This is a genomic window from Cupriavidus sp. (genome assembly GCF_057315035.1).
Map to the genome: position 1 here is coordinate 610,641 of NZ_DBHKYV010000001.1, position 15,420 is coordinate 626,060.

The 15,420-nt window shown below is 64.5% G+C and carries 11 protein-coding genes; 1 reads left to right on the forward strand and 10 read right to left on the reverse strand.

All coding sequences use genetic code 11. From position 1 onward, the window contains the following. Positions 1-44: 44 nt before the first annotated feature. The 10 genes from ACO550_RS02910 to ACO550_RS02955 form a co-directional block, all read right to left on the reverse strand. The gene (locus ACO550_RS02910) at positions 45-3,482 is read right to left on the reverse strand and encodes a transglutaminase family protein (RefSeq protein ID WP_315598266.1); all 3,438 of its coding nucleotides are present in this window, start codon (positions 3,480-3,482) and stop codon (positions 45-47) included. A gap of 162 nt (positions 3,483-3,644) precedes the next feature. Then, a complete protein-coding gene (locus ACO550_RS02915) occupies positions 3,645-4,352 on the reverse strand; it encodes a tetratricopeptide repeat protein (RefSeq protein WP_315598267.1) in 708 nt (235 codons plus the stop codon). A 221-nt stretch (positions 4,353-4,573) separates the two neighbouring features. Further along, a complete protein-coding gene (gene kdpE, locus ACO550_RS02920; RefSeq protein ID WP_315598180.1) occupies positions 4,574-5,269 on the reverse strand; it encodes a two-component system response regulator KdpE in 696 nt (231 codons plus the stop codon). A gap of 1 nt (position 5,270) precedes the next feature. Further along, positions 5,271-8,108: a DUF4118 domain-containing protein gene (locus ACO550_RS02925; protein ID WP_315598179.1), complete on the reverse strand. Its 2,838-nt coding sequence runs from the start codon at positions 8,106-8,108 to the stop codon at positions 5,271-5,273. A gap of 122 nt (positions 8,109-8,230) precedes the next feature. Beyond that, entirely contained in the window at positions 8,231-8,842 is a 612-nt protein-coding gene (gene kdpC, locus ACO550_RS02930) for a potassium-transporting ATPase subunit KdpC (protein ID WP_315598178.1), read from the reverse strand. 16 nt (positions 8,843-8,858) lie between these two features. Next, positions 8,859-11,084 carry a potassium-transporting ATPase subunit KdpB gene (gene kdpB / locus ACO550_RS02935; protein ID WP_315598177.1) on the reverse strand — a complete coding sequence of 742 codons (2,226 nt, stop codon included), beginning with the start codon at positions 11,082-11,084 and terminating at the stop codon, positions 8,859-8,861. A 16-nt stretch (positions 11,085-11,100) separates the two neighbouring features. Beyond that, positions 11,101-12,921 (reverse strand): potassium-transporting ATPase subunit KdpA, encoded by a 1,821-nt coding sequence (gene kdpA, locus ACO550_RS02940; RefSeq protein WP_315598176.1) that lies wholly within the window; start codon positions 12,919-12,921, stop codon positions 11,101-11,103. Next, a complete protein-coding gene (gene kdpF / locus ACO550_RS02945) occupies positions 12,921-13,010 on the reverse strand; it encodes a K(+)-transporting ATPase subunit F (protein ID WP_092600435.1) in 90 nt (29 codons plus the stop codon). The genes kdpA and kdpF overlap by 1 nt, the downstream gene beginning before the upstream one ends. After that, the gene (locus ACO550_RS02950) at positions 13,010-13,168 is read right to left on the reverse strand and encodes a hypothetical protein (RefSeq protein WP_315598175.1); all 159 of its coding nucleotides are present in this window, start codon (positions 13,166-13,168) and stop codon (positions 13,010-13,012) included. The genes kdpF and ACO550_RS02950 overlap by 1 nt, the downstream gene beginning before the upstream one ends. A gap of 274 nt (positions 13,169-13,442) precedes the next feature. Next, positions 13,443-14,414, reverse strand: coding sequence for a magnesium and cobalt transport protein CorA (locus ACO550_RS02955; protein WP_315598174.1), 972 nt, complete (start codon positions 14,412-14,414; stop codon positions 13,443-13,445). Between the two features lie 166 nt (positions 14,415-14,580). On the opposite strand from ACO550_RS02955, the gene minC reads away from it, so the two are divergent. Beyond that, positions 14,581-15,384, forward strand: a complete 804-nt coding sequence (minC, locus tag ACO550_RS02960) for a septum site-determining protein MinC (protein ID WP_315598173.1) — start codon at positions 14,581-14,583, stop codon at positions 15,382-15,384. Positions 15,385-15,420: the final 36 nt, after the last annotated feature.

Sequence of the window (15,420 nt, forward strand, 5' to 3'; positions counted from 1 at the left end):
ACAATCTCCTGATTGGCTAAGGCAGCGCGGCTCCCCCGCTCGGGCTAGATCACATCGCGCAGATCCAGCGTGAACGGAAACTCCAGGCTGCGTCGTGGCGGCGGTGCCACGGACCGCCCCGGCGTATGCCCGATCGAGAAGAACCGCGCCAGGCGACGGCTCTCCGCTTCGTACGCGTTCACCGGGAACGTCTCGTAATTACGGCCGCCAGGGTGCGAAACATGATACTGACAGCCACCGAGACTGCGATCCATCCACGTATCCACTACGTCGAACGTCAGCGGCGCGTGCGACGGGATGGTCGGATGCAATGACGATGGCGGCGCCCACGCGCGATAGCGCACGCCCGCCACGAACTCGCCCGCGCGGCCGGTGGGTTGCAGCGGGATGGTCTGGCCATTGACCGTGACCACGTGCCGGTTGTCGTTCATGCCCAGCACGCAGACTTCGATCCGTTCGACCGACGAATCCACATACCGCACGGTGCCGCCAGCGGCCCCCTCCTCGCCCATCACATGCCATGGCTCCAATCCGGTGCGTAGCGACAGCGACAGCCCGGCTACGTCGACCTCGCCCACGCGCGGGAAGCGGAACTCGAAGTGTGGCGCGAACCAGTTCGACTCGAACACGAAGCCCGCCGCGCGCATCTCGGCCAGTACGTCGTCAAAATCCATCTGCACGAAGGTGCCCAACATGAAGCGGTCGTGCAGCGCGGTGCCCCAGCGCGTGAGCCTGGCGGTATAGGGCGTACGCCAGAAACGCACCAGCAACGCGCGCAGCAACAACTGCTGCACCAGGCTCATGCGTGCATGCGGCGGCATTTCGAACGCACGCAACTCCAGCAGGCCAAGCCGGCCCGTGGCGCCGTCGGGCGAGTACAGCTTGTCGATACAGAACTCCGACCGATGCGTGTTGCCCGTCACATCGATCAGCAAATTGCGCAGGATCCGGTCGATCAGCCACGGCGGTACGTATCCATTGCCAACCACCTCGCACATGTCGAGCTGGCGGCGCAGTTCGTCGAAGGCAATCTCCAGTTCGTAGACCTGGTCATTGCGCGCTTCATCGACGCGTGGTGCCTGGCTGGTCGGGCCGATAAACAGCCCCGAGAACAGATACGACAGCGACGGATGGTTATGCCAGTACGCGATCAGGCTGGCCAGCACGTCGGGACGGCGCAGGAACGGGCTGTCCGCAGGCGTGGCGCCGCCCAGTACGAAGTGGTTACCCCCACCGGTGCCGGTATGGCGTCCGTCCACCATGAACTTCTCGGTCGACAGATGCGTTTCGTGCGCCGCCTGGTAAAGGAACTCGGTGTGGTCGACCAGCTCGGCCCAGTTGCTGGCCGGATGGATATTGACCTCGATCACACCGGGGTCCGGCGTGACCTGCAACACCTTGAGCCGTGGATCGCGCGGTGGCGGGTAGCCTTCCATCACGATCTTCACACCGAGCTCGGCGGCCGTGGCTTCCACCTGGGACACCAGCAGCAGGTAGTCTTCCAGTTCGGCAAGCGGCGGCATGAACACGTAGAGAATGCCGCGCTTGTCGTCGGTCGACTTCAGTTCGACCGCAGGCCCTGCCGCACGGCTTGGATGGCGGACTTCCACGCAGAGGGCGGTGCGTACCGCGTCCTTGTCCGATTGCCCACGCGCCGGCGCGGTTGACGGCGTAGTTCCCGATGCGGTCCCCGGCGCGCCAACACGGCGGGTGTCGCCGCGCGCCCCGGCACGAAGCGCGACCAGCGGCGCAGTGCGCGAGTTGGCAGCCATGGACTGCGCACGCAATGGCGCCGCTGCCGGCAAAGGCGTGCGCGGCGCGAACGGGTCCTGGTCAAACTGCCACGGGTAGTCGGCCTTCGAGACCCACGGCAATGAATCGAGTGGCATGCGGTAGCCCATTGGCGAGTCGCCGGGTAGCAGGTACATACGCTCGTCGCGCACGAACCAGCGCCCGGTGATCCAGTCCGCATGGTCGCCGCGTGCCAGTGGCAATACGTAGCCGGTCACGCTCGACAGGCCGGCGTCGAACACCCGCCGCAGCCGCGCGCGTTCCATTTCGTCATCGAGCCGCGCTTCGTGCGGATCAACGTTGACCGGCAGCTTGCGCTCGCGCCACAGGTAATACCAGACGTCCTCGTAGGCCGGGTGGATGCAACCGGTGTCGACGCCGAGCCGGCGCGCCAGCGTTTCCATGAAACGCTGGGCATCGGCCGATGTGTAGTGATCGGGCGCACGTTCGTCGGCGAATAGCGAAGGGTCTTGCCAGCATGGCTGCCCATCGGCACGCCAGCAGATCGACAGGGCCCAGCGCGGCAGTTGTTCTCCGGGGTACCACTTGCCTTGCCCGAAGTGCAGGAAGCCGCCCGCGCCATAGCGCGCGCGAAGCTTGTGCACCAATTCGGTGGCAAGCCCGCGCTTGGTAGGGCCCAGCGCGTCGGTATTCCATTCGGCGCCATCGCGGTCGCGCGCCGAGACAAAGGTCGGCTCGCCGCCCATCGTCAGGCGTACATCGAGCTCCTTAAGTTGTTGGTCGACGGACAGGCCGGCGGCATCGATGGCGGTCCACTGCGCATCGGTGTAGGGCTTGGTCACGCGCGGCGATTCATAGATGCGCGTGATCGACATGTGATGCTCGAACTGCACCTCGCATTCGTCGACCGCGCCGCTGACCGGTGCGGCACTGCTGGGCTCAGGCGTACACGCCAGCGGGATATGGCCTTCGCCGGCCAGCAGGCCCGAAGTCGGGTCAAGCCCGATCCAGCCCGCGCCGGGCAGGTAGACCTCGCACCAGGCGTGCAGGTCGGTGAAATCGGCCTCGGCACCCACCGGACCATCCACGGCCTTCACGTCTGGCGTCAGTTGCAACAGGTAGCCAGAAACGAAGCGCGCCGCCAGTCCCAGATGCCGCAGGATCTGCACCAGCAGCCAGCCCGTGTCGCGGCACGAACCCGAGCCGTTTTCCAGCGTGGTCTCGGGCGCCTGCACACCCGGCTCCATGCGGATCAGGTAGCGAATCTCTTGTTGCAGGCGCTGGTTGAGCGCCACCAGGAAATCCAGCGTGGCGCACGGCGTACGGTCGATGCTGTCGACGAATGCCGCAAAGCGGGGCGTCAGCTCGCCGCGGGCCAGATACGGTGCCAGATCATGTTCGAGACCGGCCGCATAGGTGAACGGGATCTTTTCCGCCGTGGGTTCCAGGAAAAAATCGAACGGGTTGTAGACCGACATCTCGGCCACCAGGTCGACCGTGACGCGGAACTCGGTAGTCTTTTCCGGAAAGACCAGCCTGGCGAGGTAGTTCGAGAACGGATCCTGCTGCCAGTTGACGAAATGCTGCACCGGTTCGATGCGCAGCGAATAGGACAGGATCGGTGTCCGGCAATGCGGTGCGGGACGCAGGCGTACGACCTGCGGTGACAACTGCACCGGCCGGTCATAGCGATAGTGTGTGACATGGTTCAGCGCGACGTGCGTGGCCACTACGACCTCCCCCGGGTTGCCTGTGAAGCGTCAAGGAATCGATGAATGTATCGACGGAATGGTGAATCAGGAAAACGAGTCAGGAAAACGAATCAGAAAACACGTGCACTCAGGTGTGGCAGACAGCTATAGCAAGACTTGTACCGCCCTGCGGGCAAGCCCTCACATCTGGGACTTCGCCCGCAATCCTTCTTCCAGCAGTGAACGCAGCTTGGCCAGCGCACCGGGGTCGCCATGCGCGGCCGCGCGGGCGTACCAGATCTTGGCCTGCTCCACGTCCTTGTCCACCACGCCCGGATACCCGCGCTCGTAGTAACTACCGACGATGTACTGCGCCCCGCCGTCCCCGGCGGTGGCCGCCTTGCTGTACCAGTTGAACGCGCGGCCATAGTCGCGCGGCACGCCGCGGCCGGTGAAGTAGTTGGTAGCCAGCGCCATCTGCGCCTGGGTATGACCGCCCTGTGCCGCACGCTCGTACCAGCGGTTGGCCTCCTCCAGCGACTTTGGCACCAGTTCGCCACGCTCGTACAGATCCCCGAATGTGAACTGCGCATGTGTCATCTGGTTGTCGGCGGCCTTTCGCAGCCAGATCAGTGCCTCCTGCGGCTTCGCCGTGGTGCCTTCGCCACGCAGCAGCATCATGGCGTAGTTGAACTGGGCCAAGCGGTTGCCTTTCTGGGCGGCGGCCGCAAAACCCTGGATGGCCGTGTCGAAGTGGCCTGCTTCATAGGCGGCCAGCGCTTCCCGGGTCTGGGCCTGGGCGGGTGCGGGCGGTTCGGATGCGGCGTGGGTGGGGATGCCTGATGCGCTTAACACCAGACTTAGGACGAGCGCGGCCTGACGGAGCTTGGTGGCGGCTGGGAAAGGCATGGCTGGCTCCGGTTCTGACAGGCGCAGGAGGGGATGGATTAAGTGTAGTGGGAGGTTTGTAGATGCGGTTATTAGAATGAAGAATTTTCGTTCAGAATTTTAACTATCATTCATTCTTACTATAAATATTAAGGAGATCTGATTGGATGCGCTGGCCCTCTCCCCCGGCCCCTCTCCCGCGCGCGGGAGAGGGGAGCGAAGCGGAAATGTCGGGCGGTTCGTCAGCCGGCGAAGCGGTAGCCTACGCCTACCTCGGTCAGCAGGTGCGCGGGTTGCGCCGGGTCAGCTTCAAGCTTGTGCCGCAGATGCCCCATATAGACGCGCAGGTAGTGGCTGCTCTCCGAATGGGAAGGACCCCAGACTTCGCGAAGCAGTTCGCGGTGGGTCATCACCTTGCCGCGATGGGCTATCAGAACGGCCAGCAGCCGGTACTCGATCGGGGTCAGGTGTACTTGCGCCTCGCCGCGCGTGACCAGGCGGTTGGCCAGGTCGACGTGGACGTCGCCAAAGACTATTTGCGGCGTGCCTTGCGGATTGGCCTTTGCATGGCGGCGCAGCAGCACACGCACGCGCGCCACCAGTTCGCCCACGCCGAATGGCTTGGTCAGGTAGTCGTCGGCGCCGGCGTCGAGCGCGGCAATCTTGTCGGACTCGCCGGTGCGCGCGGACAGCACCAGCACCGGCACTTCGGTCCACGTGCGCATTTCGCGGATCAATGTCATGCCGTCACCGTCGGGCAGCCCCAGGTCCAGGATCACGATATCGGGCTGGCGCGTGCCGGCATCGATCAGGCCGCGCTTCAGCGTATCGGCCTCATGCACGTTGCAGCCCTCAGACTGCAGCGATTCCCGCACGAAGCGTCGGATATGGGGTTCGTCCTCGACCAGCAACACGGTCGGCGAATAGTCGAATGGCATCTCAGTGCGTATCAGGAAAAGTCATGTCCAGCGGTTCCGGCTCGATTGCGGGAGGATTGCCACGCGGCAGCGCCAGTGTGAAGCGCGCGCCAGGCCGCGCCGATTCCACCCAGATGCGGCCACCATGGGCCTGCATGATCGCATCGCATACCGCAAGCCCAAGGCCCACGCCCGTCGTGGCCGACTCACGTTCGCCGCGCGTGAACTTCTCGAAGATCTGGCGCTCCTGGCCCGCTGCCACGCCGGGGCCTTCGTCTTCGACGATCAGATGCACCTCGTCACCAGCCACCGCGCCACGGATTCGCACCACGGTTCCCGGCGCGGTGTACTTGGCTGCGTTCTCCAGCAGGTTGCAGAGCACGCGTTCGATCAGTACGCCATCACATTCCACCAGTGGCAGGCCGGACAGATCCGCCACCTCCACGCGATGCGCCTTGAGCGCTTCGCGCATCGACGCCAGCGCCACGCCGAGCAGTTCCTCAAATGATTGCCAGCCGCGCTGCAGCGTCACGTCATGCTGCTGCAGTCGCGCCATATCGAGCAGGTTCACGACCATCGTGCGCATGCGCTGCGCCTGGCCATGCATGGCGTCGACCTTCTCCGCCACCTCGTGCGGCAATGGCGGCTCGGCGCGCTGCAATGTTTCGGCCATGCCGATCAGCCCGGTCAGCGGCGTGCGCAGATCGTGCGACACGGCAGCCAGCAGCGAACTGCGCAGACGTTCGGATTCGATCGACACCAGCGCACGCTGCGCGACCTCCACATAGTGCAAACGTTCGATACCGATCGCGATCAGCGTCGCGAACACATCGGCCTGCCTGCGCAATTCGGGTTCCGCAAGCGCGCGCCATACACGCGGCTCCACGGCCAGCACGCCTCGGGTCTGCATCGGCGCCTTGAGCGGCAGGTACAGCACAGTGCTGCCCGGCAGCGTATGGGTGCCGGTGCCCGCCGGCTGGCCATGATCGAAGACCCATTGCGCAAGCACCGTGTCGATGGCCGCACCCTTGTCTGATCTTTCCTTGACCGTGCCATCCGCGATCGGCTGCAGGCGTCCCTGCTCCGATACAAGGAAGAACGTGGCATGCGCATCGAACGCGGCGCGCAGAAAGCGGCTGCCTATCTCGACGATCTGCGCGGTGGTCAATGCCGCGGACAACTCGCGCGCCAGTTCGTAGAGCGTACGCGCATCGGTCTCGCGCCGCACTGCCACCTGCGCCTGCTCGCGCAGGCCGGCCGTCAGTTGCCCGATCACGAGGCCCACGGCCAGCAATACGAAGAACGTCAGCAGGTATTGCACATCGCTGACCGCGAAAGACATGCGCGGCGGCACGAAGAAGAAGTCGAATGCCGCTACCGCCAGCACTGACGCCAACGCTGCCGGCCCACGACCATGGCGCAGCGCCACGCCGACCACCGCGGCCAGAAACAGCATCGCGATATTGACGATGTCGAACCATGGGCGGGCCAGCGTCGATAGCGCGGTCGCACCTGCGCACCACACCACCGCGAAGGCATAGTCACGCCGGCGCGCCTTTGCAAGTTCAGCCTCGGCCTGCGCATCGGCATCATGGTGACCGTCGGTCGGTATCGCGGTGCGCGGCCGCAGTTCGGTGCGTGTGGTATCGGCGGCCAGTCGGATCACATCGATCTCGGGACAACCGTTGGCCAGCGCATCGGCAAAAGTCTGCTTGCCGATCATGCGATATCCGGCACCCAGCAGCGGCGCCAATGCGCGCGCCAGCCACATCCGCGCCTGCTCGACCAGATTGCCTTCGACATGCCAGTCGGTGCGCGCGCGCCCAACCAGTACCTTGGTCAGGTTATGGCGCCGCACGTAGCCCGCCACCGCCTTGACCATATCGTGGCCGGCCAGCGTTTCGGTACGCGCACCAAGTTCCTCGGCCAGTTGCATTGCCGCGCGCACACGCGTACGCACCGCATCGGACAGCGGCATCAGGCGCGGCGTGGCAATGGTCACCACATGCCAGTCACAATCAAGCTGACTGGCCAGCCTGCGCGCGCTGCGCACCACCTGCTCGGCATCGTCGCCGGTACCAATGCAGGCAAGCACGGCCTCGCGGGTACGCCAGACCGGCTCGATCGACTCGGCATGGCGATAGGCGCGCACATCGTCATCGACACGATCAGCCGTGCGCCGCAACGCCAGTTCACGCAGCGCGATCAGGTTGCCCTTGCGGAAAAAGTTGCGCGCCGCATGACGCGCCTGCTCCGGCAGGTAGACCTTGCCTTCACGCAGCCGCCGCAACAGCTCGTCGGCGGGCAAATCCACCAGCACCACTTCGTCCGCGCCATCGAAGACCGCATCGGGTACCGTCTCCCAAACGCGCACGCCGGTAATGCCGCCGACGGCCTGGTTGAGGCTGTCCAGATGCTGCACATTGACGGTGGTCCAGACGTCGATACCGGCAGACTGCAACTCCTGGATATCCTGCCAACGCTTGGGATGCCGGCTGCCTGCCGCATTCGAATGCGCAAGCTCGTCGACCAGGACCAAAGCAGGGCGGCGCAGCAGCGCACCGTCGAGATCGAACTCCTGCAATACCCGATCGCGGTACGGCACATCACGCAGCGGCAAATGTTCGAGGCCCGCAACCAGCGCTTCGGTTTCGGCACGGCCATGGGTCTCGACCACGCCGATCACCACGTCGACCCCCTGCTCCCGCAACGCGCGCGCGGCGGCAAGCATCGCGAAGGTCTTGCCGACGCCGGCCGATGCACCAAAGTAGACCCGCAATTTGCCGCGCGCGGCACGCACGTCGTCCGCCTGCATGCGTTGCAGCAGGGCATCGGGATCAGGGCGGGCAGTATCGGTCATCGTCGAGCGATTGTGCCACGCTGGCCAACCCGCTGCATTTGAAACCCCGCTTGGGTTCTCCCCTCTCCCGCGTGCGGGAGAGGGGCGGGGGAGAGGGCCAACGCGTCAACCACCACCATCGCCTACTTCAACCCATCAAGCGCAAGATTCAGCTTCAACACATTGACCCCGGGCTCACCAAACACGCCAAGCCCCGGGCCTTCGGTATTGGCGGCAATCAGCGCCTCGATCTTCTCCGCCGACACGCCACGCAGCCGTGCCACGCGTGCCGCCTGGTACTGCGCCGCGGCCGGACTGATATGCGGATCGAGGCCACTGCCAGACGCCGTAACCAGGTCCACTGGCACCGCGGCCTTGTTGTCGGGATCGGCCTCATGCAATGCATCGATGCGTGCGCGGGCCGCATCGGTCAGCGCGGGGTTGGTTGGCCCAAGATTCGAGCCCACCGATGCCGCCGCGTTATACGGCATCGGTGCCGTGGCGGACAAACGGCCCCAGAAATATTTCGGGTCCGAGAACGGCTGGCCAATCAGTTCGGAACCAACGGTCTTGCCGTCCTTGACGATCAACGAGCCGGCGGCCTGGTGCGGGAATACCGCGCGGGCGATGCCGGTGACCACGCCCGGATACAGCAGGCCGGTCACGACCGACAGCACGACAAACACGGTCAGCGCCGGGCGCAGCATGCCGGTCTGGCGCGCGGGTTCGATGATGGCATTGGCTTGTGAAGGCATTTCAGTTCTCCGTGTTTCAGATCCAGCCGAACATCGTCAGCAGCAGGTCGATCAGCTTGATGCCGACAAACGGCACCACGATGCCACCAAGCCCATAGATCAGCAGGTTGCGGCGCAGCAGGACGGCAGCGCCGAGCGGGCGATAGACCACACCGCGCAATGCGAGCGGAATCAGTGCGACGATGATCAGCGCGTTGAAGATCACCGCCGACATGATGGCCGACGCCGGCGTCGACAGATGCATCACGTTCAGCAGGTTCAGCTGCGGATACGTGGTGGCAAACGCCGCCGGGATGATTGCGAAGTACTTGGCGATGTCATTGGCCACGCTGAACGTGGTCAGCGAGCCGCGCGTCATCAGCATCTGCTTGCCGATCTCGACGATCTCGATCAGCTTGGTCGGATTGCTGTCGAGGTCGACCATATTGCCGGCCTCGCGTGCGGCCTGGGTGCCGCTGTTCATCGCCACGGCCACGTCGGCCTGCGCCAGCGCGGGTGCATCGTTGGTGCCGTCGCCGGTCATCGCCACGAGCCTGCCCTGCCCCTGGTATTCGCGGATCAACGCCAGCTTGGCTTCCGGGGTGGCCTCGGCCAGGAAGTCGTCGACACCGGCTTCCGCGGCAATCGACGCAGCGGTCAGGCGGTTGTCGCCGGTGATCATCACGGTACGGATGCCCATCTTGCGCAGCTCGCCAAAGCGCTCGCGGATGCCGCTCTTGACGATGTCCTTGAGCTCGACCACACCCAGCACGCGTACGCTGTCTTCGGTACCTTCGGCCACCGCTTCCGCTACCACCAGTGGCGTGCTGCCCGCGCGCGCGACATCGTCGACGGCCTGCATCACGGCATCGGGGAACTTGCCGGCGCGCTCGGTGACGTAGCGGCGCACCGCATCGGCCGCGCCCTTGCGTACGCTACGCACGACATTACCGGTTGCCACATCGACACCGCTCATGCGCGTCTGCGCGGTGAACGGTACGAACACCGGTGCGGCCAGTCCGCGCGCACCCATCTCGGGTGCCGCAACGTTAGGTTGCTGGCGTGCGAGCGTCACAATGCTGCGACCTTCGGGCGTTTCATCGGCCAACGACGACAGCCATGCGGCCTCGGCCAGTTGGCGTTGCGTGACGCCCGGCGCGCAGATAAAACGCGCTGCCTGGCGATTGCCGTGCGTGATGGTGCCGGTCTTGTCGAGCAACAGCACATCGACATCGCCGGCGGCTTCCACCGCACGACCCGAGGTGGCGATCACGTTCGCTTCCATCATGCGACTCATGCCGGCCACGCCGATGGCGGACAGCAGGCCGCCGATGGTGGTCGGGATCAGACAGACGAGCAACGCTACGAGGACCGTCACGGAAACCGGCACACCGGCCTTGGTCACCAGTACCGCATAAAGCGAATACGGTTGCAGCGTGACAGTGGCCAGCAGCAGCACCAGCGTGAGCCCCACCAGCAGGATCGTCAGCGCCAGTTCGTTCGGCGTCTTCTGGCGCTTGGCACCCTCGACCATGCTGATCATGCGGTCGATAAAGCTTTCACCGGGATTGGTCGTGATACGCACCACGATCCAGTCCGACAGCACGCGCGTGCCGCCGGTGACCGACGAGAAGTCGCCGCCCGATTCGCGAATCACCGGTGCCGACTCTCCGGTGATCGCGCTTTCGTCGACCGATGCCACGCCTTCGATCACCTCGCCGTCGCCGGGGATCATCTCGCCGGCTTCCACGAGCACGATATCGCCACGACGCAGCTCGGTGGCCGCTCGCGCTTCCGTGGCACCGCTGGCCCGTGCATCGCTGCGACCGGTGCGCACCACGCGTGCCATGGTGGTGGTCTTGAGGCCCCGCAGCGCCGCAGCCTGTTGCTTGCTGCGCCCTTCCGCGAGCGCTTCGGCAAAGTTGGCGAACAGAACCGTGAACCACAACCAGACTGCCACGGCCAGGATAAAGCCGGCTGATTCGCCCCCATGCGTCGGTTGCAGCCACGCGCGCAGGAACAGGATCGTGGTCAGGATGCTGCCGGCGTAGACCACGAACATCACCGGGTTGCGCAGTTGTGCAAGTGGCGTCAGCTTGCGCAGCGCATCGACCATGGCGGGCTTGACCAGTTCCGGCGCGAGCATGCCGCGCGAGGGACGCGGATGATGTGGCACGCCACCGCTGACGGCAGTCGTGCCTGAACCGGCATTGTGTGACGGCGCGGATGTGGAAGTGCGCGTCGCCGAGGATTGTTGTTGCATACGAATTCTCCGCGAATTACTGTGCAGCGGCCGTAACCGGGGCGGGCTGCAATTGCTCTGCGACCGGACCCAGCGCCAACGCAGGCACGTAGGTCAATGCACCGACCAGCAGGACCGAACCCACCAGCAGCACCACGAACAGCGGGCCGTGCGTGGGCATGGTCCCGGCCGTGGCCGGCGTACGGCGCTTGGCTGCCAGCGAACCGGCCATCGCCAGCACTGGCACGATGATCCAGAAGCGGCCAAACCACATTGCCGCGGCCAGCAGCACGTTGTAGAACGGCGTGTTGGCGGACAGTCCGGCAAAGGCGCTGCCGTTGTTGTTGGCGGCCGAAGACAGTGCGTAAAGAACTTCCGAGAAGCCGTGCGTGCCGGGGTTGAACACGCCCGCGCGGCCCGGTTCGAGCATCACCGCAACGGCCGTGCCCACCAGCACCAGCAACGGCGTGACCAGGATGGCCACGGCGGTCATCTTCATCTCGTACGCCTCGATCTTCTTGCCCAGGTATTCGGGCGTGCGGCCAATCATCAGGCCGGCGATAAACACCGCCAGCACCGCGTAGACGAGCATGCCGTAGAGGCCCGAGCCGACGCCGCCGAACACCACCTCACCGAGTTGCATCAGCAGCATCGGCACGAGTCCGCCAATGGCCGTGAATGAATCGTGCATGGCGTTCACGGCGCCACACGATGCGGCCGTGGTAATCGTGGCAAACAGCGCGCTGGCCGAGATGCCGAAACGTACTTCCTTGCCTTCCATATTGCCGCCGGCCTGCAGGGCCGAAGCTGCATGATCGATCGGCAACGACGACAGCGCGGCAGTGACCTGCTGCTCCGATGCCATCGCCGCCAGCGCCATGATCACGAAGATCACCGTCATCGACGCCAGCACCGCCACACCCTGGCGTCGGTCCCTGACCATCTCGCCGAACGTGAAACACAGTGCGGCGGGGATCAGGAAGATCGCCAGCATCTCGATAAAGTTCGACAGCGGCGTCGGGTTCTCATACGGATGCGCGGAGTTGGCGTTGAAGAATCCGCCGCCATTGGTGCCGAGCATCTTGATGGCTTCCTGCGATGCCACCGGGCCCATTGCCAACGTCTGGCTGTCGGTCTTCGCGGCTTCGGTCACCGGCTTGCCCTCTTTGTCGAGCACCGGCTGACCGGCCGCATCGACCTTGGGCTGCGTGTATTCGACAGCGGTGACCAGGTTGACGTCCTTGTAGCTATCGAAGTTCTGGATCACGCCCTGGCTGACCAGTACCACGGCCATGACGATCGACAGCGGCAACAGCACATACAACGTGGTGCGCGTCATATCGACCCAGAAATTGCCGATGGTCTTCGCGCTGTGGCGCGCGAAGCCGCGAATCAGTGCGAACACCACCGCGATACCGGTGGCGGCCGAGAAGAAGTTCTGCACGGTCAGCGCGAGCATCTGCGTCAGATAGCTCATGGTCGACTCGCCGGCATAACCCTGCCAGTTGGTATTCGAGATGAAGCTGATCGCGGTGTTGAACGACGAATCGGGCGAGACCGCGCCAAACCCTTGCGGGTTCAGCGGCAACACACCTTGCAGGCGCTGCATGGCATACACCGCGATCACGCCGAGTACGTTGAACACGATCACGGCGATGGCGTACTGCTTCCACCCCATTTCGGCATCGGCGCGCACGCCAGCCAGGCGATACAACACGCGTTCGAACGGGCGGCCCCATGCGGTCAGCCCATAGTTGCCCTCTTCGATCGCGCGGCGCATGTAGCGCCCGAGGAATGGCCCGACCACGAACAGGATGGCCAGGAAAAGGACCAGAAGTCCGATAAATTGCGTCGACATCAGAATTTCTCCGGCCGGAACAGCGCAACGAGCAGGTAGATGAAGATGGCGACGGCCAGGCCGCCGCTGAGCAGATCGGTCCAGTCCATCAGAGTCCCCGGTCGGTTGCGGAATGCTTGGCCGCGGGGCCGTCTTCCGTGCTGCCACGCCCCGCCGGCAGGTTGGCGCCCAACGCGGCGCACAGGGCCAGCAGCGCGCCCGTCAACGCGCCGAAAGCCAGCAATACGAGGAAATAGATCCCGTCCATGACATGTATGCAGGCATGGCGCCTGCTTAGTGATTCACGGATACGAGGTTAGGGATCGGAGGGTAAAAACGGGATAGAGAGGGTGGGAGGGGGTGTAAAGGAAATATAAAAATCCCACCCGCCATGGTTTTGGCTCCCCTCTCCCGCGCGCGGGAGAGGGGTTGGGGGAGAGGGCATGAGGTTCAAATTGCGACCTGTCTCGCATTGAGCCGCCGGCCCTCTCCCCCGCCCCTCTCCCGCCATGCGGGAGAGGGGAGACAACAACTGGTGCGCCTTAGATCCAACCCGCCTTGTGCAGCTTGTTCCAGAGAAAACCGCACGCGGTGGCGGTGAACCCGATCACCACCGGATACGCGTAATGCCATTTCAGTTCGGGCATGAAGCTGAAGTTCATGCCGTATAGCGAGAACACCACCGTGGGTACCGCCAGGATGGCACCCCAGCCGGCCAGGCGCTTGACCACCTCGTTCTGTGTCACGGTCACCAGCGCCAGATTGACCTGCACCGCCGTGGTGAGCATTTCGCGCACCACGTCGAGCGATCGGACGATCCGGCTGCAGTGGTCCTCGATATCGCGGAAGTAGGCGCGCAGTTCCTTCGGCACCAGGTCCTCATGCAGCCGGATCAACTGGCCGCAGATGTCCTCGACCGGGTACACCGCATTGCGCAGGCGCAAGACCTGGTGCTTGACGTGATACAGCCGCTGGATGGCGGCGCGGTCGAACTCATCGCGGAAGATACCTTGCTCCAGCGCTTCGAAGGTGTCCTCGAGGCGTGTCACGATCGGCAGATAGTGATCGACCACGAAGTCCATCAGCGCGTAGAGTACGTAGCCAGGTCCGTTGGCAAGCCCGTTCGGATCCTGCTCGCAGCGTTCGCGCACGGGCGCATAGGTGGAACTGGCGCCGTGGCGCACCGATACCACATAGTTCGGACCCACGAACAGATGGGTCTCGCCCACCACCACCTCCTCGCCCGCCAGTTGCGCGGTGTTGAGCACCACGAACACCGAATCGCCATAGCTTTCCAGCTTGGGCCGCTGGTGGGCGTCGAGCGCATCTTCCACCGCCAGGTCGTGCAGGCCGAATGCCTGCTGCACGCGGCGGAGCAGGGTCAGGTCCGGTTCGTGCAAGCCGAGCCAGATGAAGGTACCGGGTTCCTCCAGCACCTTCGAAATATCCTCAAACTCGACCTTGCCGAGCTTCTTGCCGTTGCGATATGCGGCGCAGTTAACGATGGCGCCCATGGGCTCCCCCGGTGTCGAGATGCGCAATCGTAACAAGAGCATCGCAATCGCGGTTACCTGCGGGACCATATGGTCCGCATCGTCCACCCCCGGTGAATTGACCAATATTTGTTACAGTTCCCCGGAAATCCGACGTTAGAATGTCCCATTTCCACGGTCACCGACTATGTCTCAGAAGAAATCGCCACGCTTCGAGCTGCGCAGTGGCAATGTCGACGCCCTCCTTCTCGCCCTCAATACCGCCGACGTGGACGCGCTGCGGGATGACCTCCTCTCCCGTTTCGAGTCGACCCCCGATTTCTTCTCCGACGATGTCGTGGCGCTGGACCTGCGCCGCCTGGACGGTGACGGCGCGCTGCCGCTGGACCGTGTCATCGACACCCTTGCAACCCTGAACGCCCGCGCCATTGGCGTGGTGGCGCGTACCGACCAGCGTGGCTGGGCCGGCGGCTTCGGCCTGCCGCTGCTGGACAGCCAGAGCCGGCGCGGCGGCCGGGACGAGTCATCGAAGGACAAGCCAGACGACGACAAGCCCGCCGAGGCGGTGCCCGCGGAAGTGCCCGCGGTCAACGGCACCGCGTCCGATATTGCCGAGATCATGGCGGCAGCCAACGCCGCCGCGGCCCCGCGCGCCGTTCCCACGCTGCTGATCGACAAGCCGCTGCGCTCGGGCCAGCAGGTCTACGCCCAGGGCGATGTGGTGATCCTGGACCTGGTCAGCTACGGCGCCGAAGTCATTGCCGAAGGCAACATCCATATCTACGCCCCGCTGCGCGGCCGCGCACTGGCAGGCGTCAAGGGTAATCCCGATGCGCGTATCTTCTGCACGTGCATGGAACCCGAACTGATTTCCATCGCCGGCATCTATCGGACTGCCGAGCAGACACTGCCGGCCGATGTGCTCGGCAAATCGGCCCAGGTACGCCTGGCCGATGAAAAACTGATTCTCGAACCGCTGCGGATGCGATAGCCGCAGTGCCCATCACGACGAATTCCACTCATACCG

Excerpts from the sequence above, each read along its gene's own strand:
- ACO550_RS02915 (WP_315598267.1), bottom strand. The coding sequence starts at position 4,352 with ATGCCTTTCCCAGCCGCCACCAAGCTCCGTCAGGCCGCGCTCGTCCTA.
- kdpE (WP_315598180.1), bottom strand. The coding sequence starts at position 5,269 with ATGCCATTCGACTATTCGCCGACCGTGTTGCTGGTCGAGGACGAACCC.
- ACO550_RS02925 (WP_315598179.1), bottom strand. The coding sequence starts at position 8,108 with ATGACCGATACTGCCCGCCCTGATCCCGATGCCCTGCTGCAACGCATG.
- kdpC (WP_315598178.1), bottom strand. The coding sequence starts at position 8,842 with ATGCCTTCACAAGCCAATGCCATCATCGAACCCGCGCGCCAGACCGGC.
- kdpB (WP_315598177.1), bottom strand. The coding sequence starts at position 11,084 with ATGCAACAACAATCCTCGGCGACGCGCACTTCCACATCCGCGCCGTCA.
- kdpA (WP_315598176.1), bottom strand. The coding sequence starts at position 12,921 with ATGTCGACGCAATTTATCGGACTTCTGGTCCTTTTCCTGGCCATCCTG.
- kdpF (WP_092600435.1), bottom strand. The coding sequence starts at position 13,010 with ATGGACTGGACCGATCTGCTCAGCGGCGGCCTGGCCGTCGCCATCTTC.
- ACO550_RS02950 (WP_315598175.1), bottom strand. The coding sequence starts at position 13,168 with ATGGACGGGATCTATTTCCTCGTATTGCTGGCTTTCGGCGCGTTGACG.
- ACO550_RS02955 (WP_315598174.1), bottom strand. The coding sequence starts at position 14,414 with ATGGGCGCCATCGTTAACTGCGCCGCATATCGCAACGGCAAGAAGCTC.
- minC (WP_315598173.1), top strand. The coding sequence starts at position 14,581 with ATGTCTCAGAAGAAATCGCCACGCTTCGAGCTGCGCAGTGGCAATGTC.